Below are 25,431 nucleotides of genomic sequence, written 5' to 3' on the forward strand. Positions count from 1 at the left end.
GAACACCAGGAATCATCGAACGAACGCCACGAGTCACCGAACGAACGTCACGAGTCACCGAAGGAACTGAAGGGGAGTAAGTCCGTGTCCGAAGCAGTGCTGGATGCCGCGTTCTTCGTGCGGTGGATGGCGGCGGCCGCCACCGTCATCGACCGGGAGGCCGACCGGCTCACCGAGCTGGACTCCCCCATCGGGGACGCCGATCACGGCAGGAACATGCAGCGCGGTTTCACGGCCGTGCGGAAGATGCTGGAGGCGGAACCGCCGGCCACGCCGGGTGCCGTACTGGTGGCGGCGGGGCGGCAGTTGATCTCCAGTGTGGGCGGCGCGTCCGGTCCGCTGTACGGGACGCTGCTGCGCCGGGCCGGCAAGGCGCTGGGCGAAGCGCCGCAGGTGTCCGTGGCGGAGCTGCGGACGGGGCTGGGCGCCGGGGTGGACGCGGTGGCGCAGCTCGGCGGGTCGGCGCCGGGCGACAAGACGATGCTCGATGCGCTGGTGCCGGGGGTGGCGGCGCTGGAGACGTCCTTCGCGGCGGCGGCCGAGGCGGCCGGAGAGGGCGCGCTGGCGACCGTACCGATGCAGGCCAGGAAGGGCAGGGCGAGTTACCTGGGTGAGCGCAGCATCGGCCACCAGGATCCGGGGGCGACGTCGTCGGCGCTGCTGTTCGCGACGCTCGCGGAGGTGGCCGCGTGAGTGCGGGGATGCCGGAGAGGGCGGAGATGACGGGGAGCGAGCGAGGGCCGGTGGGGGTGGTGCTGGTGTCGCACAGCGGGCCGGTCGCCGAGTCCGTGGCGGCGCTGGCCGTCGGGCTGGCCGGGGGCGGCGCCGAGGCACCGGTGGCTGCCGCGGGTGGTACGCAGGACGGCGGGCTCGGCACGAGCGCGGAACTGATCATCGAGGCGGCGCGGAGCGTGGACCGGGGCGCGGGGGTGGCGGTCCTCGTCGATCTGGGCAGCGCGGTGCTGACCGTGAAGGCCCTGATCGCGGAGGGGGATGAACTCCCCGAGGGTGCACGGCTGGTGGACGCGCCGTTCGTGGAGGGCGCGGTGGCCGCGGTGGTCACCGCCTCGGCGGGGGCGGACCTGGACGCGGTCGCGGCGGCGGCCGGGGAGGCGTACGGCTACCGGAAGGAGTGACCTTCCGCCGGAGGAAGCGGCCTCTGGCGCGAGGAGTGACCTCCTGGTGGCCCGGTGGTGTGGCGGGCCCTCCCCCCGGGCCGCCGGGCCCCGCTCAGGGCTTGCGTGCGACCGCCGCGTAGCAGGAGGCCTCCGCGTCGACGACGTGGGTGGCGTCCTCGGGACGGTCGGGGCGCCACTGGTGGGAGAGGGTGACGCCGGGTTCGAGCAGTTCCCAGCCGTCGAAGAAGCGAAGAAACGCGGCACGGGGGCGGAATTGGAGCACGGTACCGGCGTCGGCGTAGATCCGGCTGATCTGCCGCATCGCCACGGGGGCGAAATCCGCTGTCGCATGGGTCATGGCCAGGGTGGAACCACTGGGGAGAGCGGCCTTGAGGATCTCGACGATCGCGTGGGCGCGGTCCTCGCCGTCGTCGGTGACGAAGTGCATCAGGGCGTTGAGGCTGAGGGCGACCGGACGGCTCAGGTCGAGGGTGTCGAGGAGCTGGGGCGCGGTGAGGATGCCCTCGGGTTCGGTGACGTCGGCCTGGACGTAGGCGGTACGGCCCTCGGGGGTGCCGCGCAGGAGGGCGGCGGCGTGCGCGAGGACGATCGGGTCGTTGTCGGTGTAGACGACCCGGGCATCGGGGGTGATGCCCTGGGCGATGTCGTGGAGGTTCGGCTGGGTGGGGATGCCGGTGCCGATGTCGAGGAACTGCCGCAGGCCGGCCTCGGCGAGGAATCGGGTGGCGCGGTGCATGAACGCGCGGTTGATGCGGGCGGCGACCTGTGCGGCGGGGAAGACACGCTGCACGCCGGCGGCGGCCACCCGGTCGGCGAGGAAGTTGGTCTTGCCGCCCAGGAAGTAGTCGTAGATCCGGGACGAGTGGGCCCGGTCCAGCTGTAGGTCCACCACGGGCGCACACGGGTATCCGTCCTCGCCCGGGTACCCGTCGTCGCGCCCGTGCACCTCCTCGCGCTTGTGCACGTCGTCCTCGCGCCCGTGCACGTCCTCGTGCGTGAGCTCGTCCTCGTGCGTGAGCTCGTCCTCGTGCGTGAGCTCGTCCTCGTGCGTGAGCTCGTCCTCGCTCATCGTCCGCTGCCTCCCCCGGTACGTACGGCACGCCTCGGTACGGGACGTACGGCACTCCGCTTCCCGGTACCGCGCGCCACTCCCCCAGTAAGGCATGCCTGCCCCGCCCTGGTGTAATCCGGCAGAAGAAAGGGGGCGCACCCTCAATAGCGTGCGCCCCCTTGCGCCCACCACACGCCTCCCGGTACCGGGCCGCTCGCCCACTGGCCGGTAGGCCTCGGATCGCGCCGGGCGCATGGCCGACAAGGGGCGTGACAGCGGACCGGGAAGATGTCACGGTTCGTCACATGCCATTATCACAGGTAGTCGTATGAATACGCAGCGAAAGATTTTTGCGCCCCCCGTGCCACATACGGCTCCGTTTTCCTGTTCATTGGATAGTGAGGGCAAACCGTCCTCCCGCTGCCGCCGGCGCGCCGGCGCCCCGCCAGCGGTGCACGTCGAACGGAACGAGGACGGCTCGTGAGCGCAGACCACGACCGACTGCTACCGGCGTGCGCCCCCGCGCACGTCCGCACCGCGGAGTTAGCCGCGCTCGCCCTGCCCCCACTGCCCCTGGGAGGTGGCCCCAGCCCACCACCGGTTCTCGCGCCGGTCCCCTCCGACCGACAGCTGTCCCTCACCTTCGAGGCGTTCCTGGCGACCCACGCCCGCAAGTGGCTGACGTACGCCTATCTGCACACGGGGAGCGAGCCCGCGGCCCGTGAGGTCACGCTGGGCGCCTACGAGCGGCTCGGCCGGCTGTGGTCCCATGCTCTGCGGCAGGCGTCGGTGGACGCGTACGCCTGGTCGGTCCTCAAGGAGAGTGTCGTCGAGTGGCTCTACGACCACCAGAAGCCCACCGCGCTCACCGAGACCGCCGCGTTCGCCGTCGTCACCCACGCCCTGCTGCGCGAGTGCCAGCAGCAATTCGCCATGCTGGAGAGCCAGTTGGGGCTTTACGCGGCCATCGCCCGGCTGCCGGAGCGGCAGTGCGATGTGATCGTGCTGCGGCATGTCATCGGCTACAGCGACGCGCAGATCGGGGCGCTGCTCGGCGTGGACGAGGTCACCGTCCGCTCCTATGCGAGCCGCGGCAAGCGCAAGCTCGCCGCGGCGCTCGGAATCGACCAGGGAAACGCCAGCGATGTCCATCAGGGAAACACCGGCGATCAGGGCAACACCAGGGGGAACTGACCATGTCGCAGCACCGTCCGGCCGACCGCCGGGAGACCGTCGAGACACTGCTGAGCGCGGCCGCCGCGGTGTCCGGGATCGGCGGTCTGGCCGACTTCCGTGACCTCGACGACGCCGGGGCGCTCGGCGCCCTCGGCGTCCCCGGCCGGCCGGGGGCGAAGGCCGGGGACGGTCCCCGGACGGCGGTGCTGCCGGCCCATGCCGGCCTCGGCGCTCCCAGCGCCTATCCCAGCGCCCGGGACGAGGCCACCCACGAACTCCAGCTGGCCTGTGCGCTGGTCGTCAACGCCGCGGCGGCCGCGTCCAGCCTCGAGCGGCTGGTCAACGACCACCACATCGACCCCGAGGGCGCGCTGGTCTTCGCCTGTCTGCTGCATATCGCGGGGCGCGGTGACGCGGCACAGTTCTGGTGGCACTTCGGCGCCGGCGCGGGCAGCCGTACGGCCGCGTACTGCCTCTACCTCTCCCACCGCCGCGACGGCGAGTACCGCGACGCGGCCTACTGGCGCCGGCAGGCCGCGCACGCGCCCGACGAGGAGCGCCCGGCCGCGGCGGCCTTCGACGACAAGCACCTGCTGCCGGACGCGGCCCGGCACAATCTGCTCGTCCAGTGGCACAGCGGGCTCGCGCCGACCCTGCCGACCGCCCTGGAGAAGGTGATCAACCAGCTCGTCGTGGACGGCGACGACGAGGATTTCGGCGAGATCCCCCACCCGTCCCCGACCCTCGTCCAGGACCTGGGCCGGGCCACCTGAGGCGTCCGACGGGCCGTTGACGCGCGCGTACCGGGGGTCGCGGATGTGGTGACGGTGAGGTGCGGCCGTCCCGGCTCTCGTAGCTCTCGTGGCCCCCATAGGCCTCCTGGCCGTCGGCGGCCGTCCGGCTCGTAGCCGTCAGCGGCCGTCGGCCGGATGCGGCGTCGTGTTCACACGGACGTGCCCTCTGACGTGGGCGGCCACGCCGGGCGGCTGCCGTCCGGGACGGCGGCCAGTGCATGGCCGACCGTCGGGAAGCAGGAGAAGACGCCGAGGGACTGGGTGCCGACGAGCAGTCGCAGCATCCGTACGCCGAGCGACGCCAGCAGCAGGCGGCCCTCCAGCCGACGGCACAGCCACTCCAGGGCGAGCAGGCAGCTCAGCCCCCGGGAGTCACAGAAGCGCAGGGCGGTCAGATCGAGCACGAGGAAGCGGTGGCCGGCCGAGACCACCGACCGGGCCTCGGCGAGGAAGGCCTGCTCGGTACGGAGGTCCAGTTCCCCGCTGACGCGCAGTACCGCGCACTCCTCCGCCTCCGCGATCGCAGTGACGGCCAACGACCGCTTGTCCGAGCTCATGGCGTCCAGCCTAAGCGCCACGGCTGTGAGCATCACCGAGGGCGGCCGCTCACCGCGGGACGACGGCTCGCCCGTAACTGTCCGTAACCGCCCATGACCGCCGCCTCGCCGCCTCAGCCCTGGGACGGGAGCCGGTCCGCCAGCCGCTCCAGGAAGACCCGCTGCCCCCGGACCAGGCGCTCCCCGGCCTCCTCCGGCGAGAACCACGCCACCCGGTCCACCTCGGGGAAGCTGCGGATCTCGCCCGACCCCCGGGGCCACTCCATCTCGAACCCGCCGGGCACGATCCGCTCCGGATCGAGATCGCTCTCCACCGCCCAGACCGTCACCACCTTGCGGCTCGGCTGACGGGCCTCCCCCAGGGGCAGGTACGGCCCCTCGGGCGGCGGGAGGCCCAGCTCCTCCTCGAACTCCCGCAGCGCCGCGTCCCACGCCTCCTCCGGCGGTACGTACTCGCCCTTGGGCACGGACCAGGCAGCCGTGTCCCGCCCGGCCCACAGCGGCCCGCCCATGTGGGCAAGCAGCACTTCGACGCCGTGCGCGCCGCGCCGGTACAGCAACAGCCCGGCACTGCGCCTGCCCGCCATGGCTACGCTCCCGCACCCGTCCGCCCGGTCTCTCCCCCACCCGTCCGCCCGGTCTCTCCCCCACCCGTCCGCCCGGTCTTTCCCCCACCCGTCCGCCCAGTCTTTCCCCCACCCGTCCGCCGGGCCGCTCCCCCGGACCCGTGCGCTTCCCCGCCCACATCGTGCGCGGCAAGCACCGTCTCCACCGAATCCGCCTCCGCCGCCGTCTTGTCCTCCCGGTAGCGGACCACGCGGGCGAAGCGCAGGGTCACCCCCGCCGGATAGCGCGACGAGGTCTGCAGTCCGTCGTAGGCGATCTCCACGACGAGTTCCGGACGCACCGTCACCACATGGCCGTCGTCCACCACCGCGAGCTGCTGGAGCCGCGCGGTCTGCCAGCCGAGAGTGGCGTCGGTGAGCCCCTTGAAGGTCTTGCCCAGCATGACGAATCCGCCGTCCGGCCCCCGCGCGCCCAGGTGGAGGTTGGACAGCTTCCCGGTGCGCCGGCCGTGCCCCCACTCGGCCGCGAGCACCACCAGGTCGAGCGTGTGCACCGGCTTCACCTTCAGCCATGCGGCGCCCCGGCGGCCCGCGCTGTACGGGGCGTCCAGTGCCTTGATCACCACACCCTCGTGGCCCCGGCGCAGGGTCCGCTGCCAGAACTCCTCGGCGGCCGCGCGGGCACCGGCGTCCGCCGGATCCCCGACCACGCAGCGGCGCACCCGCAGATGCTCCGGGACCAGCCGCACCAGCTCCAAGTGCCGCTCCGCACCGGGCAGTTCCAGCAGCTCGCGGCCGTCGACGTAGAGCGCGTCGAAGAAGACCGGGGACAGCGGCAGCGCGGCCCGCGCGGCGGAGACGTCGACCCGTGAGCCGAAGCGGCCCGCGACCCGCTGGAACGGCGCCGGCCGGCCCGCGTCGTCCAGGGCGATCACCTCACCGTCCAGGATGAAGCGGGCCGCCGGCAGGTCCCGGGCGAGCGCGGTCACCTCGGGGAGCCGGCTGGTGACCTCGTCCAGCGTCCGGGTGTGGATCCGTACGTCCGCGCCGTCGCGGTGCACCTGGATGCGGATGCCGTCGAGCTTCTCCTCCACCACGCACGCGCCCAGCTTGTCGATGGCCTCGGCCACCGAGGCGGCGGTGTGCGCCAGCATCGGCCCGACGGGCCGGCCGACGGTGAGCCGGAACTCCGCGAGCGCCGGCGGGCCGTCGGCGAGCAGCGCCCGTGCCACGTCCTGGAGCGATCCCGCCAGCATCACCGCCCGCCGGATGTCCGCGGCGGGCACCTCGGCCGCCGCGGCGAGCCCCTCGACGGCGAGGGCGTCCAGCGCGCCCTGCCGCACCTCACCGGTCAGCAGTCCGGCCAGGAACCGCTGCTCCTCCCCGGTCGCCGCGGCCAGCAGTTCCCGCACCCGCCGACGCCGCTCCCCCTGCGCCCCGGCCCCCGAGACCCGCGCCAGGCCGGTCAGCGCGGCATCCACGTCGCCTACGGTCAGGGTGGCGCGGTCCGCCGCCGGCACCGGCTCGCGCAGCACGCTCCAGCCGACCCCGATCCGTCCCTGGGGCAGCCGCCCGGCCAGATACGGGATGACCACGGGGGCGTCCTCGGGCGTGGCGGCCCGGAACAGGCCGGCCAGCAGCGCGATCTTCCGCGAACGCGACGGCGTCGCGGCGACCGCGCCCGAGACGTGTGCGAGATCGGCCAGCAGCACAGTGCCATGGTGCCCCCGTGGCGGCGCCGTCGCAGCCGCGCCCGGCCGCCGCGCGACGTGGGCATGTGGGGTCACCCACCAGGGCCTCCTGCTGCGCAACGTGGGCATGTGGGGTCACCCACCAGGGCCTCCTGCTGCGCAACGTGGGCATGTGACCAGGCCTCCCGCCGCGTAACGTGGGCATGTGACCAGGCCCCGACGCCTCGAAGCGCTGCCCGGCTCTCCCGAAGCCGCCCATGGGCCCGGCCGCACCGGCCGGCTCTGGTACGCCGCGTACGGCTCCAACATGGATCCGGACCGGCTGGCCTGCTACCTCGCCGGCGGGCGGCCCGGCGGCGGGCGACGCGACTGCCCCGGCTGCCGGGACGCCAGTCCCCCGGCCCATACCGTCCCGGTCATGCTGCCCGGGCTGCTCTACTTCGCCACCGAGTCGCAGATCTGGACCGGCGGCCGGGCCTTCTACGACCCCGGCCGCGGGCGGCCCGGCGCCACGGAGCCGTGCGAAATCCCGGCCCACGCCTACCTCCTGACGCTCTCTCAGTTCTCCGACATCGCGGCCCAGGAGATGTACCGCGCCCCGGGCGAGGACCTCGACCTCGCGGAGGTCCTCGCGCACGGCCGGGCCCGGCTCGGCCCGGGCTGTTACGAAACCCTGGTGTGCACCGGGCTGCTGGACGGCCACCCGGTGCTGACCTTCACGGCCCCCTGGAGCAGCACGGACGGCACCGTGGGCCTCAATCCGCCCGCCGCGGCCTACCTGCGGCACATCGCGGCCGGCATCGTCGCGGCGCACGGATGGAGCCCGCACCGGGCCGCCGCGTACCTGGCGGACTGCCCGGGAGCCCGTGGCCACTGGACGGCGGCGCGGATCGCGGCGCTGGTCGGTACCGCGGGTGAGGCCTGAACACCGCACTCCGGGCGGACGGCGGGACTTCCGATACAGGCCTCACTCCCGATACAGACTTCGGCCTCGGACGTGAGCGCGGTGCGGGATCACCGTGCGAGCAGGGCGGGCAGATCGGCGAAGGAGTCGAGGACGTGGTCCGGGGTGCCGTCGGCCGCCCGGTGCGTCTCCGGCAGATACTTGCCGGTCTTGACGAGCACCCCCGTGATCCCGCACCGCTGGGCCGCCAGTACGTCGGACTCGATGTCGTCACCCACCATCAGCGTCTCCGAGGGATCGGCGCCGAGGTGGGCCAGCGCGGTGGCGAAGAACGTCGCGGCGGGTTTGCCGGTGACCACCGCCTCGACCCGGGCCGCCCGCTCCAGCCCGAGCAGGAACGCGCCGGTGTCGAGGTCGAGCCCGCCCGCGGTGCGCCAGTACAGGTTCCGGTGCATGGCGATCAGCCGGGCACCGCGCTGCAGATGCCGGAAGGCGGCGTTGAGCGCGGGGTAGCCGAACTCTTCGCCCGCGCCGCCGAGGACCACCACGTCCGGCGCCGCCTGTTTCGCGTCCCCGTCCCCGCCCCCGTCCCCGCCCGCCCCCGCACCGGCGGTTTCCGTGGGATCGGTGGCGTCCGCGGTGCCCACGATCCGCACACCCTCCAGATCGTCACGGACATCACCGCTGCTGATCAGCAGACAGCATGCGTCCGGATGGTGTTCCCGCAGGTAGGCCGCGGTGACGGCGGGGGCGGTGAGAATGTCGTCGGGGCCGACCGGAAACCCCTCGCCGGCCAGTCGACCGGCGATCACCGCGCGGGTCCGCGAGGTGGTGTTGGTGACCAGCGCCAAGGGGAGACCCGCGGCACGCAGCCGTCGCATGGCCTCGACCGTGCCGGGCAGCGCCTTCCAGGACACCGTGAGCACACCGTCGATATCGATCAGCACCGCTCCGATTCCTTCCATACGCCGACGGTAACCACCGACCCGCCGGCCGTGCGATCCGCGCTCCCGTCCCCGGCACCGCCGCCCGCGGCCCGACTTGCGGACCGTGGGCATCTGGGGTTTCGTCGAAGTGAGGTGTGGACGTGGCTACCGTCTCCCCTGGGTAGGGGGTGCGTACTGTGCTGTTCACCGACCGCGTTGATGCGGGGCAGCGCCTCGCCGAAGCGCTCCGGCACCTGGAGGGGGAGAATCCGGTCGTTCTGGGCCTGCCCCGGGGCGGGGTCCCGGTGGCCTTCCAAGTGGCCCGCGCACTCCACGCACCGCTCGATGTGATCGTGGTCCGCAAACTGGGGGTCCCCTACCAGCGCGAGCTGGGGTTCGGCGCCATCGGCGAGGGCGGCGTACGGGTGATCAGCGACGACATCGTCCGTCGTGGCCGACTCGACCAGGACGATCTGGACTCCGTGGAGCAGGCCGAGGCGGCCGAACTCGCCCGTCAGGCCCACCGGTTCCGCGCCGGGCGGACCCGACTGCCCCTCACCGGACGGACCGCGATCGTGGTGGACGACGGGATCGCCACCGGCGCCACCGCGGCCGCCGCGTGCGAGGTGGTACGGGCGCAGGGCGCGGCCCGAGTGGTGCTGGCCGTGCCGGTGGCGCCACCGGATGCGGCCGAACGGCTCCGCGCCCAGGCCGATGAATTCGTCTGCCTCTCCACGCCGTTCGGGTTCTCCGCCGTGGGCGAGTGGTACCGGGACTTCTCCCAGACCCCCGACGACGAGGTCATCTCCCTGCTGGAGCGGGCCGCGAGCGGGACGGACACCGGAACGGACACGGACACGGACACGCTCACGGGTCCGCTTGCTCCCGCTGCTCCGCATACGGATGCGGCCGATGCCGACACGACGGAGGGCATGGCGGAAGGCATGACGGAAGACGTGACGGAAGAAGTGGCGATCGACGCCGCCGGGGTCCGGCTCATCGGGGACCTCGAGCTGCCGTCCGGCGCCAAGGCCGTGGTGATGTTCGCGCACGGCTCCGGCAGCAGCCGCCGCAGTCCGCGGAACCGGCTGGTGGCCGCCGCCCTGAACCGGGCGGGGCTGGGCACGCTGCTCTTCGATCTGCTCACCCCGGCGGAGGAGGCCAACCGGGCGAACGTCTTCGACATCGAAACGCTCGCCGGACGGCTGACCGACGCCACCACATGGTTGCGCGGCCGGGTCTCCGTCCCGATCGGTTACTTCGGCGCGAGCACCGGGGCCGCGGCGGCGCTCCGGGCCGCCGCGGCGCCCAACGCGGACATCGGCGCCGTGGTCTCACGCGGCGGCCGCCCCGACCTCGCCGGCCCACTGCTGCCCGGTGTGCGCGCGCCGACGCTGCTCATCGTCGGCGGCAACGACCCCTTGGTCCTCGACCTCAACCGCGAGGCCAAGGAGGCGCTGCGCTGCGAGACGCAGCTCGAAATCATTCCCGGCGCCACCCACCTCTTCGAGGAACACGGGGCCCTCGCCCAGGTGGCCGACCTGGCCAGGGACTGGTTCCTCGGGCATCTGGTCGGCTAGGGCGCCGAGGAGATCCGTGACCCGTGATCTGTGATCCGTGATCTGTAATCCGTGATCGGTGATCTGTGATCGGTGATCTGTGATCCGTCAGAAGCGCCCTGGCGCCGCCGGTTGTCGTCCGGCTATCAGCCGGTTCGTCAGTCGATGGTGAGCTCGCCCATCGCGCTCCAGCCGTCCGCTCCCTCGATGGTAGTGCTCACGATCTCGGGGGTGCGGCGCAGCAGGGGGCGCATGGCTTCGATGCCGGCACGGAAGTGGTCGGAGTTGACGTGCGCCTCGCCGGTGCCGTCCCGGAAGGCCTCGACGAGGACGTAGGTGTGGGGGTCCTCAAGGCTGCGGGACCACTCGTACCACAGGTTGCCGGGTTCGGCGCGGGTGGCCTGGGTGAAGGCCTCGACGTGCTGGGGCCACTCTTCGACGTACTCGGGCTTTACGGGAAACTTGACGACGATAAAGATCATCCGTCGATGATAGTTGACCGTGGAAATTTGCCGTGAAGCGGGGCATTCTCCGGCTTCCGTCGCCGTCACGGACCGGGGCCTCAGCGGACCGGGGCCACCCCCACAGGTGACCCCGGCGGAGAACCGGTCGTGGACCGGTCCCGGACCAGTCGCCGGATTCGGCTCAGGACTGGGGGCGCTTCCCGTGGTTGGCCCCGTTCTTGCGACGGGACTTCTTCTTGCGACGGCGCTTCGAGGACATCGCGGTCTCCCTTCTCCGCTCTGCTGCGACGGTGCGTTCGCGGATGTTCTACCACTTCGCGGAGCGCCGGAAGAGGCGGTGGTGACAAGCGATGGTGAGAGGCGGTGCTGACCGCGTAGTCGTCCGGAGAAGGCCCGGCCCCTTGAGGGCGTCCGGCAGAACCTGGTGTCCGGTGGGGGCACGGCGGGCCGTGGACGACGCTCTGAGAGACGGGCAAGCGGGCCCACCGTGCCTCCACCGGGCGCCAGTCGAGCGCCGGTCGGGCGTGGGACCACGTTGCCGCAGCCGGGCACGCCCCGCACCTGGAGCGGGGTCCGTTCACCTGAACAGCCGCCCCGGATCGCCACCGCCCCGCGAGACTCCTAGCGTCGTACGACGCAGCGTGCCGTCGGCGCGCCGCCGCCACAAGCGCCCGAGGGAGACCGACATGCGCAGGCTCATCGTCGTGCCGACCGTGCTGCTCGGCCTGGCCTCCGCGGCGTGCGGCGCGCCGGGGGAGGGTGAGGCTCCGGCCTCCGGGGCGCCGTCCGGCGGCAGCGGTACGGTGCCGGACCCGCACAGCTCGGACCCCGGAACCGACGGCTCACCGGCCATCCCCGGTCAGCCGGTGAGCTGCGGCGAGATCAAGGGCGCACTCGGCGCGGCCGGCGATGTCTCGCTGTACGCGGACCCGGGCGCCGACGGTACGGTCGAATGCCCGGAGGCGCGCGAGGTGATGACGGAGTTCTTCCTGCGGGCGCCGCCCGACTCCGCCGGCGCCCCGGGGGCGCTCTCCGTGCGCGGCTGGCTCTGCCGGTACGACAGCGGACCCACCGGGACCTGGATCACCGCCTGCCGCGCGGGCCGGCGCGAGATGCACACGGAGCAGCCGGCCGGACCGGACGTCCCAGGCGGGCCCGGGTCCCAGCTGCCGACGCTGCCCGGCGAGCCGTCCGTCCCGATGGACGAGCCGTCGACGGAGGAACTGTGAGGGCTTGGCCGTGAGGGCTTGGCCGTGAGCAAAGGGCTGTGAGCGCTTTGGCGGTACGGGCTCTGGCTGGGAGCCCTCAGCCGGGTGCCCCCTCGGTTGCCCCCTGCCGTGCGACCGCGGGGTCCCCGGCCGGTGACTTGTCCATCCCACGGAACCACGTCGGCCCGGCGTCCAGCGCCCGCTTGATGCGGGTCAGCGCATGCTCGTCCAGCTGCGGCAGCGCGTCGAGGGAGAACCAGCCCACGTCCAGGGACTCGTCATCGTTGACCCGCGCCTCGCCGCCGACCGCCCGGCAGCGCAGTGTCACATCCATGAACTGGCAGGCATCACCGTTGGGGTAGTGGATGGGCGGCGTGGTCTCCACGAGGACCACCCGCTCGGGCACCACCCGTACCGCGGTCTCCTCGAAGACCTCACGGACCGCGGTCTCGGCCGGCTGTTCACCGGGCTCGGGGATCCCACCGATCACCGCCCAGCCACCGGTGTCGGTCCGCCTGCCCAGCAGGATCCGGCCCTGGTCGTCGAAGACCACCGCGGTCACCCCGGGGAGCCACAGCAGCTGCCGGCCGATGGAGCTCCGGAGATCCCGGATGAAGTCGGGGGTTCCCATGCCCCGACCCTACGGGACCTCCCGGAAATACCCCGGACAACGGTGCGACGGCGCCCCCGTGCGCGCACCCTGATTCACACCCACGCCCCGTTTCACCCCCGCGCCCGCCCCCGCCGCTCAGGCGCCCGCCGGGGTCCCCTTGTTCCCCGCGAGCCGGCGGCGGATGGCGTGGACGGCGCCCTCGGCGTCATCGACGGTGATGGTGAACGTCCGCCCGTCGCCGAGCCTCAGCACCAGGCCCTCACCCCGCCGGACGATCACGGCCGTGCCCTGCTCGGGGCGCCAGCGGTAGCCCCAGCCGCCCCAGTTGCGCGGCGTGACCTGGGGCGCGACATCGGCGCCGATGACGTTGTCCAGGGGGATCCGGCGGCGCGGCACTCCGATATGGCCGCACCGCACCTCCAGGGAGTCCTTGTCGACCCGTACGGCGACATGGACGAAGGCGAGCGTGCCGAAGAGCACCAGGAGACCGACCGCCACCAGGCCGACCACCGACATCACCAAGGCGGCCAGGCCGGAGGACCAGCTGCTGTTCACGGCGAGCTCGATGCCCAGGGCCAGACAGCCCGCGCCCGCCGCGGCCAGGAGCCACTGGACGCGGTTGGTGGCACGGCCGTACCAGACCTCGGGGGACTCCGTGCGGGGGCCGCCCGCGGGCGGTTCCGTACCGTTGCCGCGGTCGGCGAGGTCAGTGGAGTCGGTGAGATCGGCGCTGCCGTGGTTGTCGGGGGCTGCTGCCCCCTCGTGGGGGTGGTCCCTCATGAAACGCAGCGTACGCGCCTTCGCACGCCGGGGCAGCGCCCCGGACGCGCCGTTCGTCCACTCAGGGTGTCCACTCAGGGCGTCCATGGACAGGGTCCGTGGACGGGGTCCGTGGGCGGGATCCGTACGGCCCGCTCAGGCCATGCGGCTCAGACCGTCCCCGTGGTGACCGTACGGCCCGAGGCGAGCAGCCGTCCCTCGGCGTAGGCGAGCGCGGCGTCCGACAGCTCGGCCGGGCGGCCGCTGTGGATCACGCTGAGTCCGCCGGTCGGGGCGGCCGCGGGCGCCGGCTCGGCCCCGATGCGCCGCAGCGCCTGGGCGGCGACGGCGTCGGCGGATCCGTACAGGACGAGCGCGGGGGCGCCGGGCTGCTGGAGGGCGGCGCGGATCCGTTCGGCGACCAGTTCGTAGTGGGTGCAGCCCAGCACAACGGCCCGGATGTCGCGCGGGGTGCGCCGCGCCGCGGCCGCGACGGCGGCGTCGATGGCGGCCTCGTCCGCGTTCTCGACCGCGTCGGCGAGGCCCGGGCAGGGCACGCCGGTGACATCCACGCCATGGGCGAAGCGTTCGATCAGGTCCCGCTGGTAGGGGCTGCCGGTGGTGGCGGGGGTGGCCCAGATGGCGACCGGGCCGCCGCCGGCCGCGGCAGGCTTGATCGCCGGGACGGTGCCGATGACGGGAAGGGCGGGCTCCAGCTCGGCGCGGAGCGCGGGCAGCGCGTGGACGGACGCGGTGTTGCAGGCGACGATCAGCGCGTCGGGCCGGTGCTCGGCGGCGGCGCGGGCGGTGGCCAGGGCGTGGGCGGCGACATCGTCGGGGGTGCGCGGGCCCCACGGGAGGCCGTCGGGGTCGGTGGACAGGACCAGATCGGCGTCCGGCCGCAGGCGGCGTACGGCGGCGGCCGCGGGGAGCAGCCCGGTCCCGGAGTCCATGAGCGCGATCTTCACCCGGACACTTTACTGGGTCGGACGTCCGACTTGTCATACCGGCTCGTCACGGCAGCAGGCTGCACCGTGCGCGTGCGGCGGCAGCCCGGAGCGCGGGTTCCGGGGGGGGGCGGAACACATGCGGCTGGGGCGGGCCACGTACGGCCGGGGAGCGCGGAGAAGGCCGTGCGCTGGGGCAGACTGCGGCCGTGGGAGCGATGGAGTGGATCGGTACCGGGTCGCTGCTGGCCTGGGTGTGGCTGCTGCTGGGGCAGGGCTTCTTCTGGCGGACGGATGTCCGGCTGCCGGGCCACCGGGACCCCGGGCGCTGGCCGTCGGTCGCGGTGGTGGTCCCGGCGCGGGACGAGGCCGTGGTGCTGCCGAAGAGCCTGCCCTCGCTGCTCGGGCAGAAGTATCCGGGCCGGGCGGAGGTGTTCCTGATCGACGACGGCAGTACGGACGGGACCGGCGCCCTGGCCCGGCGACTGGCGGACGAGCGGGGCGGACTGCCGCTGACCGTCGCCTCGCCCGGCGAGCCCGAGCCCGGGTGGACGGGGAAGCTGTGGGCCGTACGGCACGGGGTGGCACTGGCGCGGGAGCGGACGGCGCCGGAGTACCTGCTGCTGACCGACGCGGACATCGCGCACGGACCGGAATCTCTGCGGGAGTTGGTGGCGGCGGCCCGGTCGGCGGACCTGGATCTGGTGTCGCAGATGGCGCGGCTGCGGGTGGTGACACCGTGGGAACGGCTGCTCGTGCCGGCGTTCGTGTACTGCTTCGCGAAGCTGTATCCGTTCCGCTGGGTCAACCGTCCCGGGGCGCGCACCGCGGCGGCGGCCGGCGGCTGTGTGCTGCTGCGGCGGGAGGCCGCGGAGCGGGCAGGGGTCCCGGAGGCGATCCGGCATGCGGTGATCGACGATGTGGCGCTGGCCCGGGTGGTCAAGCGGTCCGGCGGACGGATCTGGCTGGGGCTGGCGGACGGGGTGGACAGTGTGCGGCCGTATCCGCGGCTGGTGGAGCTGTGGCGGATGGTCAGCCGCAGCGCCTACGCCCAGCTGCGGCACCGGCCGCCGCTGCTGCTCGGCACGGTCCTCGGGCTGGCGCTGGTGTATCTCGTCCCGCCGGCCGCGCTGGTGTCGGGGCTGGCGGGCGGCTCTCCGGTGACGGCGGCGCTGGGCGGTGCGGCCTGGGCGGTGATGTGCGGGACGTACCTGCCGATGCTGCGCTACTACGGGCAGCCGTGGTGGTCCGCGCCGCTGCTGCCGTTCACGGCGCTGCTGTACCTCCTGATGACGGTGGACTCGGCGGTGCAGCACTACCGGGGGCGCGGTGCGGCATGGAAGGGCCGGACGTACGGGGCGCCGTGAGCCCGATCGCTGCGGCATCGCGCCTTAGGTACCCGCCCCACCGCGTCAATGGGACGACGGAAACCTCCCCGTCGGGGTGATTTTTTGTCAGACAAACGGCAGCGGCACGGGGGCGGGCGCGGGGTGCGCCCCGCGGTGGCGGGATTGACGCCACCGGTTGACCTGTCAGCGGGAACGCGGCTCACCCCACTTGGGCCGATCGCACCGAACACCCCTCGCTCACCCGTAAAAAGTGAAGCCAGGAAACAAGGCCTTTACACGATCCCTACGGGCGATCGCGACCGATTTTCCCAAGTTCGCTCACATTGGCGATCGAGAGCCTCTCCGAACACGCGAAACAACCCTCTTTCCAGGCTCCCCAATCTGCACATCGTGGGCTTAACTTATGAGGCATGACCTCCCCCCGCTCTACCTACGGCGGCGGCTACTACGCTTCGCCCTCCTTCCCGGACACCCCGATCTACGACAGCCTCGTCGCCGAACGCGGTACCCCGCAGATCGCCCCGATTCGAGTGAATCCGTCTCCTTACGACACGGGTTCATCTCATTTGCCGGCGCTGCCGTCGTCGCTTCCGGCGCTGCCGGCCGCCCCCTCCCAGCCCTCGCCGAGTCACGGTTACGGCTACCCGGGTGCCGCCGCACAGCCGGTCGCCCCGCTGCAGCACACTCCGGCGCCCTATATCCCGCAGCAGGCGGGCACCCGCGGCGGCTACCCGGCCCCGCAGCAGCCGCAGCGTCCAGCCCCCGGTATGGGGACGGGGTACGAGGCGATGCGGCCGGCCGCTCCCGTCGCACCGCGTCCCGCCTCGCCGTACGACGATCCGTACGGCCGGCAGTATCCGCGCGGCTACTGAATCCGCGGGGTCCGATCCCGGCGAGGCGGTCATGGAGCCGTGGGGGCTCGCCGGGACCGACGGTGGCTGCTGGTCGCCGCCGAGAACAGAGCGACCGAGCCGCCTCAACTCCCTTGTCCCACAGGGTGACCACGCCGAAGGCCGAAGAGGGCCCCTGCCCAGGAACCGTTTCCAGCCCCATGTGACGGTGACCGGCCGGTCTTCGGCCAGAATCTGATATCTCGTACCACCGGCACGATCCGTATCGGCGACCCGTTGGAGATACTCGACTGACGACTGACGGGTCGGCGCAGCCCCCAGGTCCTGTCGTGGCCGCGCCGGGGTGGTCGCGACGACGCCGGTCGTCGGCGCGGCAGGGCGACGGGAGACAGAGACCGCGTGGCGATGCCTGCGAGGGACACCGGGGACAGCTCTCTCATCCCTGTCCAGCAGCTGCGGCCCGGGGACCACGCCTTCGTGAGCTACGGCGACGACGAGGTGCGCTGGGAGGCCGTCGCCGCGTTCGTACGGCTCGGGCTGGCGCGGGGCGAGAAGGTGCTGGTCCTGCCGTGCCCCGGGGTGCCCGCGGACGAGGTACTGGCCAGGATCGACTTCCCCAGCCACAGCACGGTGTCGGCGCGTGAGCGCGACCAGTTGGTCGTGAGCAGTATGCGCGAGGTGATCCGGCCGGATGCCGAGTTCACCGCCGCCCGGCAGATGGCCCGGCTGAGCCGGGAGACGGACCGGGCCGCGGCCGAGGGGTACGCCGGGCTGCGGGCGTTCATCGACATGGGCTGGGTGGCCGCGCTCGGCATCGGCATCGAAGCGATGACGGCGCGCGAGACCTCCGCGCACGCCCTCTTCGCCGGCCGGCCGTACACGGAGATCTGCGCCTACGACCGCCGCCGTTTCGACCGCGCGGTGCTCACCGCCATGGAGCGGGCGCACCCCCGTACGCTGCTGGAGCGCCTGGGCAGCCTGCGGCCAGTACGCGACCCGGACGACCCGGACGGCGCGCTGCACCTCATCGGCGAGGCCGACACCGCGAACCGGGCCGCGTTCACCACCGCGCTGCAGATCGCACTGGCGCACACGGCACCGGCCCGGCGGCTGACCGTGGATCTGACCCGGCTGCACTTCCTGTCGGTGGGCTGCGCCGTCAGTCTGCTCACTCTGGCCCGTCGGGCGGCCGGCCACGATCGCGTCGAGGTGCGCTGCGCCCCTGAACACCACCGGTTGCTGCGGCGGCTGGGCGGTGGGACGGTACCGCTGCTGGTGCTGACGGAGGTGGGTCGTCCGTGGTGAACCCCGATCCGGCGGGCCCCTACGGGGAGCCGTCCAGGGAACCGTCCGAGGAGCCGTCCGAAGGGCCCGGTCGCAGGCTGCTGCAGCGGCGCTTCACCGCCCGCCTGCTGCCCCAGCTGCGGCTGCTGGTCGAGGAGTGCGCGGCCCACGAGGGCCTGCCCGCGCCACGGCGGGGCGAGTTCGTCCTGGCGGTGGACGAGATCGCGGGCAACGCCGTCCAGCATGGCGGCGGCTCAGGAAGGCTGGAGCTGCGCCGGGTCGGCGAGGAACTGGAGTGCCGGATCAGTGACGCGGGCCCCGGGTTCAGCGCGGCGGTGATCCCCGAGCTGCCGCCGGGCCTGGACGACGCCGCGAACGGCCGGGGGCTGTGGCTGGCGCGCCGGCTGGCGGACCGGTTCGCGGTCACCCCGGGGACCACGGGAGCTCCGGGAACAGGGACGGGAACGAAAGGTGCCGTGGTCACGCTGGCCGTGCGGGTGTTCCCCCCGCGCACCTCTCGCCCGGAGCACCCGCGATGAGGTATGACACGACGCGAAGCGGGAGAGAAACGCCGGAAAGACCGGAGCGACCGGAGAGACCGGAGAGAAACGCCGGAGAGGAACGCGGGAGGGGACGGCGATGCGAGCGGTACGCGCGGTACGCGGTGTATGGCACCGGCAGCGCAATCCGCTGCGCCGCCGCACCGACCGGATCGAGGCCTGGGTCGGGGTCGCCGCCGCGCTCCTGATCCTCCTCGGGGCGCCCTCCGCGGGCTGGTTCGTCGGGCGGGCGGCACACGACGTCCTGCTGGAGACCGTACGGGCACAGCTCCAGCAGCGGCATCAGGTGTGGGTCACGGTCGACCGGCCGGTCTCCCGGACCCCGCTCGACCCCGATCCGGAGACCGCCTCGCACCGCGATGCGCGGCTCCGGGTCATCGGCCGGTGGACGGGCGCGGACGGCACCGCGCATACCGGGCGGATCGCGGCACCGCGTCCGGTGGAGCCCGGTGAGCGGTTCCGGATCTGGACGGACGACCGCGGCCGGGTGGTGCCGCGGCCGATGGACGCCGGTGCGGCCGGCACACATGCGGCACTGGCCGGTCTGGGCACCGCGGTGGCGGCCGTCGGACTGGTCGAGGGCGGGCGGCGGCTGGTCGTCGGTCACCTGATGGTGCGTCGCTTCCGCGACTGGGATCTGGCCTGGGAGCGCGCGGGCCAGGACTGGGGCCGGGCGGACGCCAACTGAGCGCCGGGCCTTCACCGCTGACCAGGTGCTGACCGTGTCAACTGGCCCCCGCCGGGCGCGCTACGGTGGTGGCGCCAGCCTCTCGGCTGGGGGCCTGGAGGACCCGGACGCGGACATCCGCGGACGGACGGCTACCGGGCGGACAGCAGCCGCACGAGGTGGGGGCACGACATCGCCATGGCACAGGGCCCGGTCCAGGTGACGCACTCCGGAACGTCGCGCTGGCGGCGCCGTACGGGGGAGTACAGCTCGCTCGCCGCCGCCCTGGAGGCCGCCGGGGACGGTGATGTGCTGACCGTGCCGGCCGGTACGTACCGCGAGAATCTGGTGCTCCAGCGCGCGGTGACGCTGCGCGGTGCGGACGGGGCGCGGGGCGCGGTGCGGATCGCCCCGGCCGACGGGGTGGCGCTGACGATACGAGCCTCGGCGTCCGTCCACGACCTGCACCTGGAAGCGATGGATTCGGCCTCGCCCGCGCTGCTGGTGGAGGACGGTGCCCCGGAGCTGACCGGCCTGCGGGTGGTGGCGCGCTCCGCGTCCGGTATCGAGGTGCGCGGCGGGGCCCGGCCGACGGTGCGGCGCTGCACGGTCGACAACGCCGGCGGGGTCGGGGTCAGCGTCCTGGACGGTGCCGGCGGGCTGTTCGAGGAGTGTGAGGTGCTGGCCGCCGGGCAGACCGGCGTGGCGGTACGCGGCGGGGGGCATCCGCGGCTGGAGAGCTGCCGGATCCACCACGCCTCGGGCGCCGGCCTGTCGGTCAACGGCGAGGGCAGCGCGGTCGAGGCCACGGGCTGCGAGCTGTACGAGATCAAGGGCGCGGGCATCCAAGTGGCGGCACGGGCCACCGCCCACCTCACGGACTGCACGGTGCACCGCACCTCCGCCGACGGCGTCACCCTGGACACCGACGCGGTGCTCACCCTCGCCGACTGCGACATCCACGACGTGCCGGAGAACGCGATCGATCTGCGGTCGCGGTCGGTGCTGACGCTGACCCGCAGCACGGTACGGCACTTCGGGCGCAACGGGCTGTCCGTCTGGGACCCGGGCACCCGGGTGGACGCCAACCAGTGCGAGATCCACGACAGTACGGGCGACTACCCCGCGGTGTGGGTCAGCGACGGCGCCACCGCCGTACTGGACTCGACCCGGGTGCACGACGTCCCGGACGCGCTGTTCGTACTGGACCGCGGCTCCCGCGCCGATGTCGTCGACTGCGACCTCGCGCAGGTCCGCAACACCGCGGTGTCGGTGAGCGACGGGGCGACCGTACAGATCGACGACTGCCGGATCCGGGAGGCGGCGACCGGTGCCTGGTTCCGCGACCACGGCAGCGGCGGCACGCTGGCCCACTGCACCATCGACGGGGCGCAGACCGGCGTGATCGTCACCAAGGGCGCCGACCCCACCATCGAGGGCTGCACGGTCAGCGCACCGGCCGAGGCGGGGTTCTACGTCTCCGCCGAGGGCCGCGGCACCTTCCACGGCTGCCGGGTCACCGGAAGCTCCGGCTTCGGCTTCCACATCATCGACGGCTGCCGCACGACGCTGACGCGGTGCCGTACGGAGCGGTGTGCGCGCGGCGGCTACGAGTTCGCCGACGGCGGCACCGGGCAGGGCGACGGGCCGACGGTCCAGGACTGCACCAGTGACGAGAGCCGCGCCGTCCAGGAACCGGTCGCCGGGGCGACGGCCACCGCCGGCCGGCCGGCGACCCAGACGGCCGGGCTGCTGGGCAACGTCCCGGTGCAGAGCCCGTCGCCGGTGCCCACGGCGGCGACGGCGGCCGCGGAGCCGGTGACCGCCGGCCGGCCGTCCGCCGAGGTACTGGGCGAGCTGGACACCCTCGTGGGCCTGGAGAGCGTCAAGCATGAGGTGCGCAGCCTGATCAACATGATCGAGGTGGGCCGCCGGCGCCAGGAGGCGGGCCTGAAGGCCGCGTCCGTGCGCCGTCACCTCGTCTTCACCGGCTCCCCCGGCACCGGCAAGACCACCGTGGCGCGGCTCTACGGCGAAATCCTCGCCTCCCTGGGGGTGTTGGAGCGCGGGCATCTGGTCGAGGTGTCGCGGGTGGACCTGGTGGGCGAGCACATCGGGTCGACCGCGATCCGTACCCAGGAGGCGTTCGACCGGGCGCGGGGCGGGGTGCTCTTCATCGACGAGGCGTACGCCCTCTCCCCCGAGGACTCCGGCCGGGACTTCGGCAAGGAGGCGATCGACACCCTCGTGAAGCTGATGGAGGACCACCGGGACGCGGTGGTGGTGATCGTGGCGGGCTACACCGCGGAGATGGAGCGCTTCCTCGCCGTCAACCCGGGTGTGGCGTCCCGTTTCTCACGGACCATCACCTTCGGCGACTACGCACCCGAGGAGCTGCTGCGGATCGTCGAGCAGCAGGGCGAGGAGCATGAGTACCGCCTCGCCGAGGGGGCCGGGGAGGCGCTGCTGAAGTACTTCACCGCGCTCCCCAAGGGCCCGTCCTTCGGCAACGGCCGTACCGCGCGGCAGACGTTCGAGGCGATGGTCGAGCGGCACGCGGGCCGGGTCGCGCAGCTGGCCGACCCGAGCACCGACGACCTGTCCCTGCTCTACGCCGACGATCTCCCCGAACTCCCCTGAACGGGAAGCCCGCCTGACGCCGCGACGGCGGAGCGCGCCCGCACCGGGGCCGGTCCGAGCCGGGCGACCAGCTCGGCCCGGGCCGCCTCGAAGGCCGGGTCGGCCTGGTAGTCGCCGTGGCCCAGGATCTGCGCGGGCAGCGGGTGTTGCAGGCTGCGGCCGAAGGCCAGCGGGTCGCGCAGCGGGCCCTGGTCGATCCGCCGCCCGTCCTGGCAGGTGAGGCGGATCGGACCGCCGATGGGGTCGGTGAACCGCCACAGATTGCGCCAGTCGTCCATCTCGCGATGGAGGCCGGTGAGCGCGGGCGGCCCGAAGTAGGCGGGGAACCAGCGTCCGTAGAGGCGCTCCAGGGGGCTGCCGTACGTCAGCAGCGCGACCCGGCTGCGGGTGACCAGGTCCAGCTGCCAGACGGCGGCGGCCGCCAGCACACTGCCCTGGGAGTGCCCGGAGATCACCAGACGGCCGTCGAAGCGCTCGGTCCAGGTGGCCATCCGCCAGGTGAGGTCGGGGACGGCGCGCTCGGCGTAGCAGGGCGGTGCGAAGGGGTGCGCGGCGCGCGGCCAGAACGTGCCGACGTCCCAGAGGATGCCGACGGTGCGCCGGGCGGAGCGGTCGCGGTAGGCGCGCCGTCCCAGGGCGAGCAGCAGGAGGACGCCGGCGCCCATCAGCCAGGAGCCGAGGGACTCAGCGGTGCCGGCGGCGGCGTGCACGACGGGGGGTGCGTCCACCGTGGCGGGGCCGGGCGCCTGCTCGGTGAGCCAGGCACCGGCCACCGCGCCCGCGCCGAGGACGAGGGTCACCACGGAGACGGCCGCGACGAGCACGGGCGCCGCGTCGGTGAGCCCGGCGCGGGCGATGGTGCCGGCGATCCGCCACGTACGGCGCTCGTCGGGGCGCTCACCCGGATCGAACAGCCCGGGGACGTCCTGGGCGACCCGCCGCCGGACGACCGCCACGCGGACGGCGGCGAGCACCGCGACGCCCGCCACCACGACCAGCAGGACGGGCAGGACGGACGCCTGCCAGGACAGCAGCACCGGCGGACCGGGGATCGGCGCGTGCGCCTGGCCGGGCGTCGCACCGCCGTCCATCCAGTCCGCGAAGCGCTGCGCCGCTCCCCCGGACAGCGCCCCGCCGACCGCGCAGGCCAGCAGCGCGACGGCCGGCCCGCCCATACCGCGCAGCGCGGTGCGGCCGTCGTGGCGGACGGCGCGCTGCAGCACCCAGGCGGTCACCGCCAGCGCCAGGACCAGCAGGCACTGGAAGACCGCGATCCCGCCGAACGCGCCGGTGCCGGGCAGCGGACCGTCGCTGCGGGATCCGGGACGCGCCCAGCCGAGGTACAGCACGATCAGGGCCAGCACCCCGAGCGCGGCGTACGGGAGGGCCCGCACGACGAGCCGGTCGGAGGTGTCGTCCGGTGCGGCCTCACTGCGCGCGGTCCGCCAGACGACGCCGACCGTGGCGACGGCCAGCAGGATCACCACGGCGCTCAGCACCGGGCCCGCCGCTGCGAGCACTCCCACAGCGCCGCCCGCGCCGCTCTCCTCGTCCCCGTCGATCTTCGCCCCGGCCGCGAGCAGCACCGCCGCGATGGTCAGGATCCCCGCCGTGGTGTGCGCGGCACGCAGCCGGGCGACCAGCCGGCGGCCGTACCAGAAGCCCTCCAGGCTGAGCGCGGTGCGTTCGGCGTGCGGGGTGTAGCGGGAACTGCCGGGCCGCCGGGGCGGCGGGGAGGCGGATTCGTACGCGCTCCAGGTGCGGTGCGAGAGCCACCACAGGAAGCCGATGACGAGCAGCGGCACCGCGGAGGCGAGCGCGAGACGGCGGCCGGGCGCGCTCCACCAGCCGTCGTGGTCCGGGCTGAGGAAGCCCAGCCAGGATTTGCCGGTCACGCAGGCGGTGGTACCGGCGCACTGCCAGGCCGCGAGGTCGAGGGCGACCTCGCAGGCCGCAGCGGTGAGCAGGACGGTGAGGGTGAGCGCGATGATCCGGACCAGCAGGTCGTAGATCCGCTGCGCCCAGTGGCCGGGTGGTGCGGCCGGGCGCATCCAGTGGGCGAGGTTGGCGACCATGAAGGGCAGCAGGATCAGCCACAGGGCGCGGGCGCCGTTGCCCGAGGTGAGGTTGGACCAGCAGTACGCCTCGCGGACCGGCTCCGCGCGGTAGTCCTCGGGCCGCTCCTCGGCGTCCGCGTCGTCCGTACGGCGGTAACAGGCGGCGGTGTCATCGCCGGTGATCAGCTGGACGCGCGGATCACCGAGCATGTCCTGGGCAGTGGCGCCGCCGACGCCGTGCACCAGCAGCTCCAACGAGAGCCCCGGTACGGCGTCGTCCGGTGCCGTGTCCGGCGGTGAGCCCGTCCCTCCCGGCTGCCCGGCCGACAGAGCCGCCGTAACCCCATCTCCCGTCACCTCACGGCCCGTTGGGCGGGCATACGGCGTCGGTTCCACGATCTCCACTGGTTTTCCCCCGAATTCTGTACGGCACCGTGCGATGCGGTGCCCCGGGGGATTCTCTCGTGCGGACCGGGGCGGTAGCCACCGTTCCGGAGGGATGGATGGGCGGATGGGCGGATGGTTGGACGGAGGGAGGGACGGACGGGGGGAGGGACGGACGGACGGTTGCGGTTGCGGTTGCGGTTGCGGTTGCACGCTCGCCGTCCCCCCGTCCCCCCGTCCCCGCGCGGCCTCTCCGGCGGCATGGCGGGCTGACGGGGCGGCGGAGCGGCGTCGCTGTCAGTGCCTCGTGCGAGGATGAGGGCACCGGTGATCGCGGGTGTGAGCCGGGGTGTACGACCCGGCAGGGCGAGCCGGGCGGAAGGGACGGGCCGGGGTGAGCGACAACCAGAACCTCCTCGCGGAGCAGCGGCGGGCCCTGATTCTCGACGAGGTCAGGCGGCGCGGCGGGGTGCGCGTCAATAAGCTCACCCGCAAGTTGAACGTGTCGGATATGACGATCCGCCGTGATCTGGACACGCTGGCCCGGCGGGGCATGCTGGCGAAGGTGCACGGCGGTGCGGTGCCGGTGGGCGAGCCGAGCGCGCATGAGCCGGGATTCGAGGCGAAGTCGGCGCTGGAGCTGAGCGCGAAGGAGGACATCGCCAGGGCGGCGGCCGAAATGGCGGCCCCGGGCAGCGCGATCGCGCTGGCAGGCGGCACGACCGCGTACGCACTGGCGCAACGGCTGCTGGACGTACCGGACCTGACGGTGGTGACGAATTCCGTACGCGTCGCCGAGGTGTTCTACACCGCGCAGCGAGCAGCGGCCGGCGGCGGCTCGGGGCCGGACACGGGGCCGAGCGCGGGGCCGGGGCCGGGGGACGCGACGGTGGTGCTGACGGGCGGTGTACGGACGCCGTCGGACACGCTGGTGGGGCCGGTGGCGGATGCCGCGATCCGGTCGCTCCACTTCGACGTGCTGTTCCTCGGAGTGCACGGGATATCGGCGGAGGCGGGGCTGTCGACGCCGAACCTGGCGGAGGCCGAGACCAACCGGCACTTCGTGCGGTCGGCGCGGCGGGTGGTGGTGGTCGCCGACCACACCAAGTGGGGCACGGTCGGGCTGAGTTCGTTCGCGACACTGGACGAGGTCGACGTACTGGTGACGGACTCGGGACTGCCGGCCGAGGCGCGAGCCGAGCTCGCGGAGCTGCCTCCGGAGCTGGTGGTGGCGGGCGAACGGCCGGCGGAAAGCTGACCACGGGCGGCCGCCGATGGCCGCACC

General features: G+C 73.4%; 25 protein-coding genes. 14 read left to right on the forward strand and 11 right to left on the reverse strand.

What is annotated here, in order from left to right; translation table 11 throughout:
* Nucleotides 1-96: 96 nt before the first annotated feature.
* A complete protein-coding gene (gene dhaL, locus ACFY12_RS18655) occupies nucleotides 97-693 on the forward strand; it encodes a dihydroxyacetone kinase subunit DhaL (protein ID WP_390717305.1) in 597 nt (198 codons plus the stop codon).
* A gap of 26 nt (nucleotides 694-719) precedes the next feature.
* Nucleotides 720-1,136, forward strand: a complete 417-nt coding sequence (locus tag ACFY12_RS18660) for a PTS-dependent dihydroxyacetone kinase phosphotransferase subunit DhaM (RefSeq protein WP_390717306.1) — start codon at nucleotides 720-722, stop codon at nucleotides 1,134-1,136.
* Between the two features lie 94 nt (nucleotides 1,137-1,230).
* Here ACFY12_RS18660 and ACFY12_RS18665 read toward each other — a convergent pair whose 3' ends face one another.
* A complete protein-coding gene (locus ACFY12_RS18665) occupies nucleotides 1,231-2,208 on the reverse strand; it encodes an SAM-dependent methyltransferase (protein ID WP_390716904.1) in 978 nt (325 codons plus the stop codon).
* A 462-nt stretch (nucleotides 2,209-2,670) separates the two neighbouring features.
* Between ACFY12_RS18665 and ACFY12_RS18670 the strand changes: the two genes are divergently transcribed.
* Nucleotides 2,671-3,384 carry an RNA polymerase sigma factor gene (locus ACFY12_RS18670; protein WP_390716905.1) on the forward strand — a complete coding sequence of 238 codons (714 nt, stop codon included), beginning with the start codon at nucleotides 2,671-2,673 and terminating at the stop codon, nucleotides 3,382-3,384.
* A gap of 2 nt (nucleotides 3,385-3,386) precedes the next feature.
* Nucleotides 3,387-4,139 (forward strand): hypothetical protein, encoded by a 753-nt coding sequence (locus tag ACFY12_RS18675; protein ID WP_390716906.1) that lies wholly within the window; start codon nucleotides 3,387-3,389, stop codon nucleotides 4,137-4,139.
* A 170-nt stretch (nucleotides 4,140-4,309) separates the two neighbouring features.
* On the opposite strand, the gene ACFY12_RS18680 is transcribed toward ACFY12_RS18675, so the two are convergent.
* From ACFY12_RS18680 to ACFY12_RS18690, 3 genes are all read right to left on the reverse strand, one after another.
* Nucleotides 4,310-4,717, reverse strand: a complete 408-nt coding sequence (locus ACFY12_RS18680) for an STAS domain-containing protein (protein ID WP_390716907.1) — start codon at nucleotides 4,715-4,717, stop codon at nucleotides 4,310-4,312.
* Between the two features lie 113 nt (nucleotides 4,718-4,830).
* On the reverse strand, nucleotides 4,831-5,304 hold the full coding sequence (locus tag ACFY12_RS18685; protein ID WP_390716908.1) for an NUDIX domain-containing protein: 474 nt from the start codon (nucleotides 5,302-5,304) through the stop codon (nucleotides 4,831-4,833).
* 2 nt (nucleotides 5,305-5,306) lie between these two features.
* Nucleotides 5,307-6,995: an ATP-dependent DNA ligase gene (locus ACFY12_RS18690; protein WP_390716909.1), complete on the reverse strand. Its 1,689-nt coding sequence runs from the start codon at nucleotides 6,993-6,995 to the stop codon at nucleotides 5,307-5,309.
* Nucleotides 6,996-7,179: 184 nt separating this feature from the next.
* Between ACFY12_RS18690 and ACFY12_RS18695 the strand changes: the two genes are divergently transcribed.
* Nucleotides 7,180-7,899 (forward strand): histone deacetylase, encoded by a 720-nt coding sequence (locus ACFY12_RS18695; RefSeq protein WP_390716910.1) that lies wholly within the window; start codon nucleotides 7,180-7,182, stop codon nucleotides 7,897-7,899.
* An 89-nt stretch (nucleotides 7,900-7,988) separates the two neighbouring features.
* Here ACFY12_RS18695 and ACFY12_RS18700 read toward each other — a convergent pair whose 3' ends face one another.
* Entirely contained in the window at nucleotides 7,989-8,843 is an 855-nt protein-coding gene (locus ACFY12_RS18700; RefSeq protein WP_390716911.1) for an HAD-IIA family hydrolase, read from the reverse strand.
* A gap of 158 nt (nucleotides 8,844-9,001) precedes the next feature.
* Here ACFY12_RS18700 and ACFY12_RS18705 point away from each other — a divergent pair, with 158 nt between their 5' ends.
* Nucleotides 9,002-10,384 carry a phosphoribosyltransferase family protein gene (locus ACFY12_RS18705; protein WP_390716912.1) on the forward strand — a complete coding sequence of 461 codons (1,383 nt, stop codon included), beginning with the start codon at nucleotides 9,002-9,004 and terminating at the stop codon, nucleotides 10,382-10,384.
* Nucleotides 10,385-10,521: 137 nt separating this feature from the next.
* Here the strand turns inward: ACFY12_RS18705 and ACFY12_RS18710 are convergent, their stop codons facing one another.
* Together ACFY12_RS18710 and ACFY12_RS18715 are read right to left on the reverse strand one after the other, a co-directional pair.
* A complete protein-coding gene (locus ACFY12_RS18710) occupies nucleotides 10,522-10,845 on the reverse strand; it encodes a putative quinol monooxygenase (protein WP_390716913.1) in 324 nt (107 codons plus the stop codon).
* A 163-nt stretch (nucleotides 10,846-11,008) separates the two neighbouring features.
* The gene (locus tag ACFY12_RS18715; protein ID WP_370594982.1) at nucleotides 11,009-11,086 is read right to left on the reverse strand and encodes a 50S ribosomal protein bL37; all 78 of its coding nucleotides are present in this window, start codon (nucleotides 11,084-11,086) and stop codon (nucleotides 11,009-11,011) included.
* Nucleotides 11,087-11,513: 427 nt separating this feature from the next.
* On the opposite strand from ACFY12_RS18715, the gene ACFY12_RS18720 reads away from it, so the two are divergent.
* A complete protein-coding gene (locus ACFY12_RS18720) occupies nucleotides 11,514-12,056 on the forward strand; it encodes a hypothetical protein (RefSeq protein WP_390716914.1) in 543 nt (180 codons plus the stop codon).
* Nucleotides 12,057-12,132: 76 nt separating this feature from the next.
* On the opposite strand, the gene ACFY12_RS18725 is transcribed toward ACFY12_RS18720, so the two are convergent.
* The 3 genes from ACFY12_RS18725 to ACFY12_RS18735 all read right to left on the reverse strand — a co-directional run bounded on the left by ACFY12_RS18725 (nucleotide 12,133) and on the right by ACFY12_RS18735 (nucleotide 14,375).
* Nucleotides 12,133-12,666, reverse strand: a complete 534-nt coding sequence (locus tag ACFY12_RS18725) for an NUDIX domain-containing protein (protein WP_390716915.1) — start codon at nucleotides 12,664-12,666, stop codon at nucleotides 12,133-12,135.
* Nucleotides 12,667-12,783: 117 nt separating this feature from the next.
* Nucleotides 12,784-13,428 (reverse strand): hypothetical protein, encoded by a 645-nt coding sequence (locus ACFY12_RS18730; protein WP_390716916.1) that lies wholly within the window; start codon nucleotides 13,426-13,428, stop codon nucleotides 12,784-12,786.
* A gap of 149 nt (nucleotides 13,429-13,577) precedes the next feature.
* Nucleotides 13,578-14,375 (reverse strand): glutamate racemase, encoded by a 798-nt coding sequence (locus ACFY12_RS18735; protein WP_390716917.1) that lies wholly within the window; start codon nucleotides 14,373-14,375, stop codon nucleotides 13,578-13,580.
* Between the two features lie 197 nt (nucleotides 14,376-14,572).
* On the opposite strand from ACFY12_RS18735, the gene ACFY12_RS18740 reads away from it, so the two are divergent.
* The 6 genes from ACFY12_RS18740 (at nucleotide 14,573) to ACFY12_RS18765 (ending at nucleotide 21,705) form a co-directional block, all read left to right on the forward strand.
* The gene (locus tag ACFY12_RS18740; protein WP_390717307.1) at nucleotides 14,573-15,721 is read left to right on the forward strand and encodes a glycosyltransferase; all 1,149 of its coding nucleotides are present in this window, start codon (nucleotides 14,573-14,575) and stop codon (nucleotides 15,719-15,721) included.
* A gap of 392 nt (nucleotides 15,722-16,113) precedes the next feature.
* On the forward strand, nucleotides 16,114-16,575 hold the full coding sequence (locus tag ACFY12_RS18745; RefSeq protein ID WP_390716918.1) for a DUF6643 family protein: 462 nt from the start codon (nucleotides 16,114-16,116) through the stop codon (nucleotides 16,573-16,575).
* A 384-nt stretch (nucleotides 16,576-16,959) separates the two neighbouring features.
* On the forward strand, nucleotides 16,960-17,859 hold the full coding sequence (locus ACFY12_RS18750; RefSeq protein ID WP_390717308.1) for an MEDS domain-containing protein: 900 nt from the start codon (nucleotides 16,960-16,962) through the stop codon (nucleotides 17,857-17,859).
* On the forward strand, nucleotides 17,853-18,377 hold the full coding sequence (locus ACFY12_RS18755) for an ATP-binding protein (RefSeq protein ID WP_390716919.1): 525 nt from the start codon (nucleotides 17,853-17,855) through the stop codon (nucleotides 18,375-18,377). The genes ACFY12_RS18750 and ACFY12_RS18755 overlap by 7 nt, the downstream gene beginning before the upstream one ends.
* Nucleotides 18,378-18,477: 100 nt before the next feature.
* Nucleotides 18,478-19,086 (forward strand): hypothetical protein, encoded by a 609-nt coding sequence (locus tag ACFY12_RS18760; protein WP_390716920.1) that lies wholly within the window; start codon nucleotides 18,478-18,480, stop codon nucleotides 19,084-19,086.
* A gap of 177 nt (nucleotides 19,087-19,263) precedes the next feature.
* Nucleotides 19,264-21,705 (forward strand): right-handed parallel beta-helix repeat-containing protein, encoded by a 2,442-nt coding sequence (locus ACFY12_RS18765; RefSeq protein WP_390716921.1) that lies wholly within the window; start codon nucleotides 19,264-19,266, stop codon nucleotides 21,703-21,705.
* Here the strand turns inward: ACFY12_RS18765 and ACFY12_RS18770 are convergent.
* Complete coding sequence (locus tag ACFY12_RS18770; protein WP_390717309.1) at nucleotides 21,675-23,972, reverse strand: hypothetical protein; 2,298 nt, start codon at nucleotides 23,970-23,972, stop codon at nucleotides 21,675-21,677. The genes ACFY12_RS18765 and ACFY12_RS18770 overlap by 31 nt on opposite strands.
* A 568-nt stretch (nucleotides 23,973-24,540) precedes the next feature.
* Between ACFY12_RS18770 and ACFY12_RS18775 the strand changes: the two genes are divergently transcribed.
* Nucleotides 24,541-25,404 (forward strand): DeoR/GlpR family DNA-binding transcription regulator, encoded by an 864-nt coding sequence (locus tag ACFY12_RS18775; RefSeq protein WP_390716922.1) that lies wholly within the window; start codon nucleotides 24,541-24,543, stop codon nucleotides 25,402-25,404.
* The last annotated feature ends 27 nt before the right edge of the window (nucleotides 25,405-25,431 follow it).

It is taken from the genome of Streptomyces sp. NPDC001339, assembly GCF_042895955.1.
Taxonomy (GTDB): domain Bacteria; phylum Actinomycetota; class Actinomycetes; order Streptomycetales; family Streptomycetaceae; genus Streptomyces.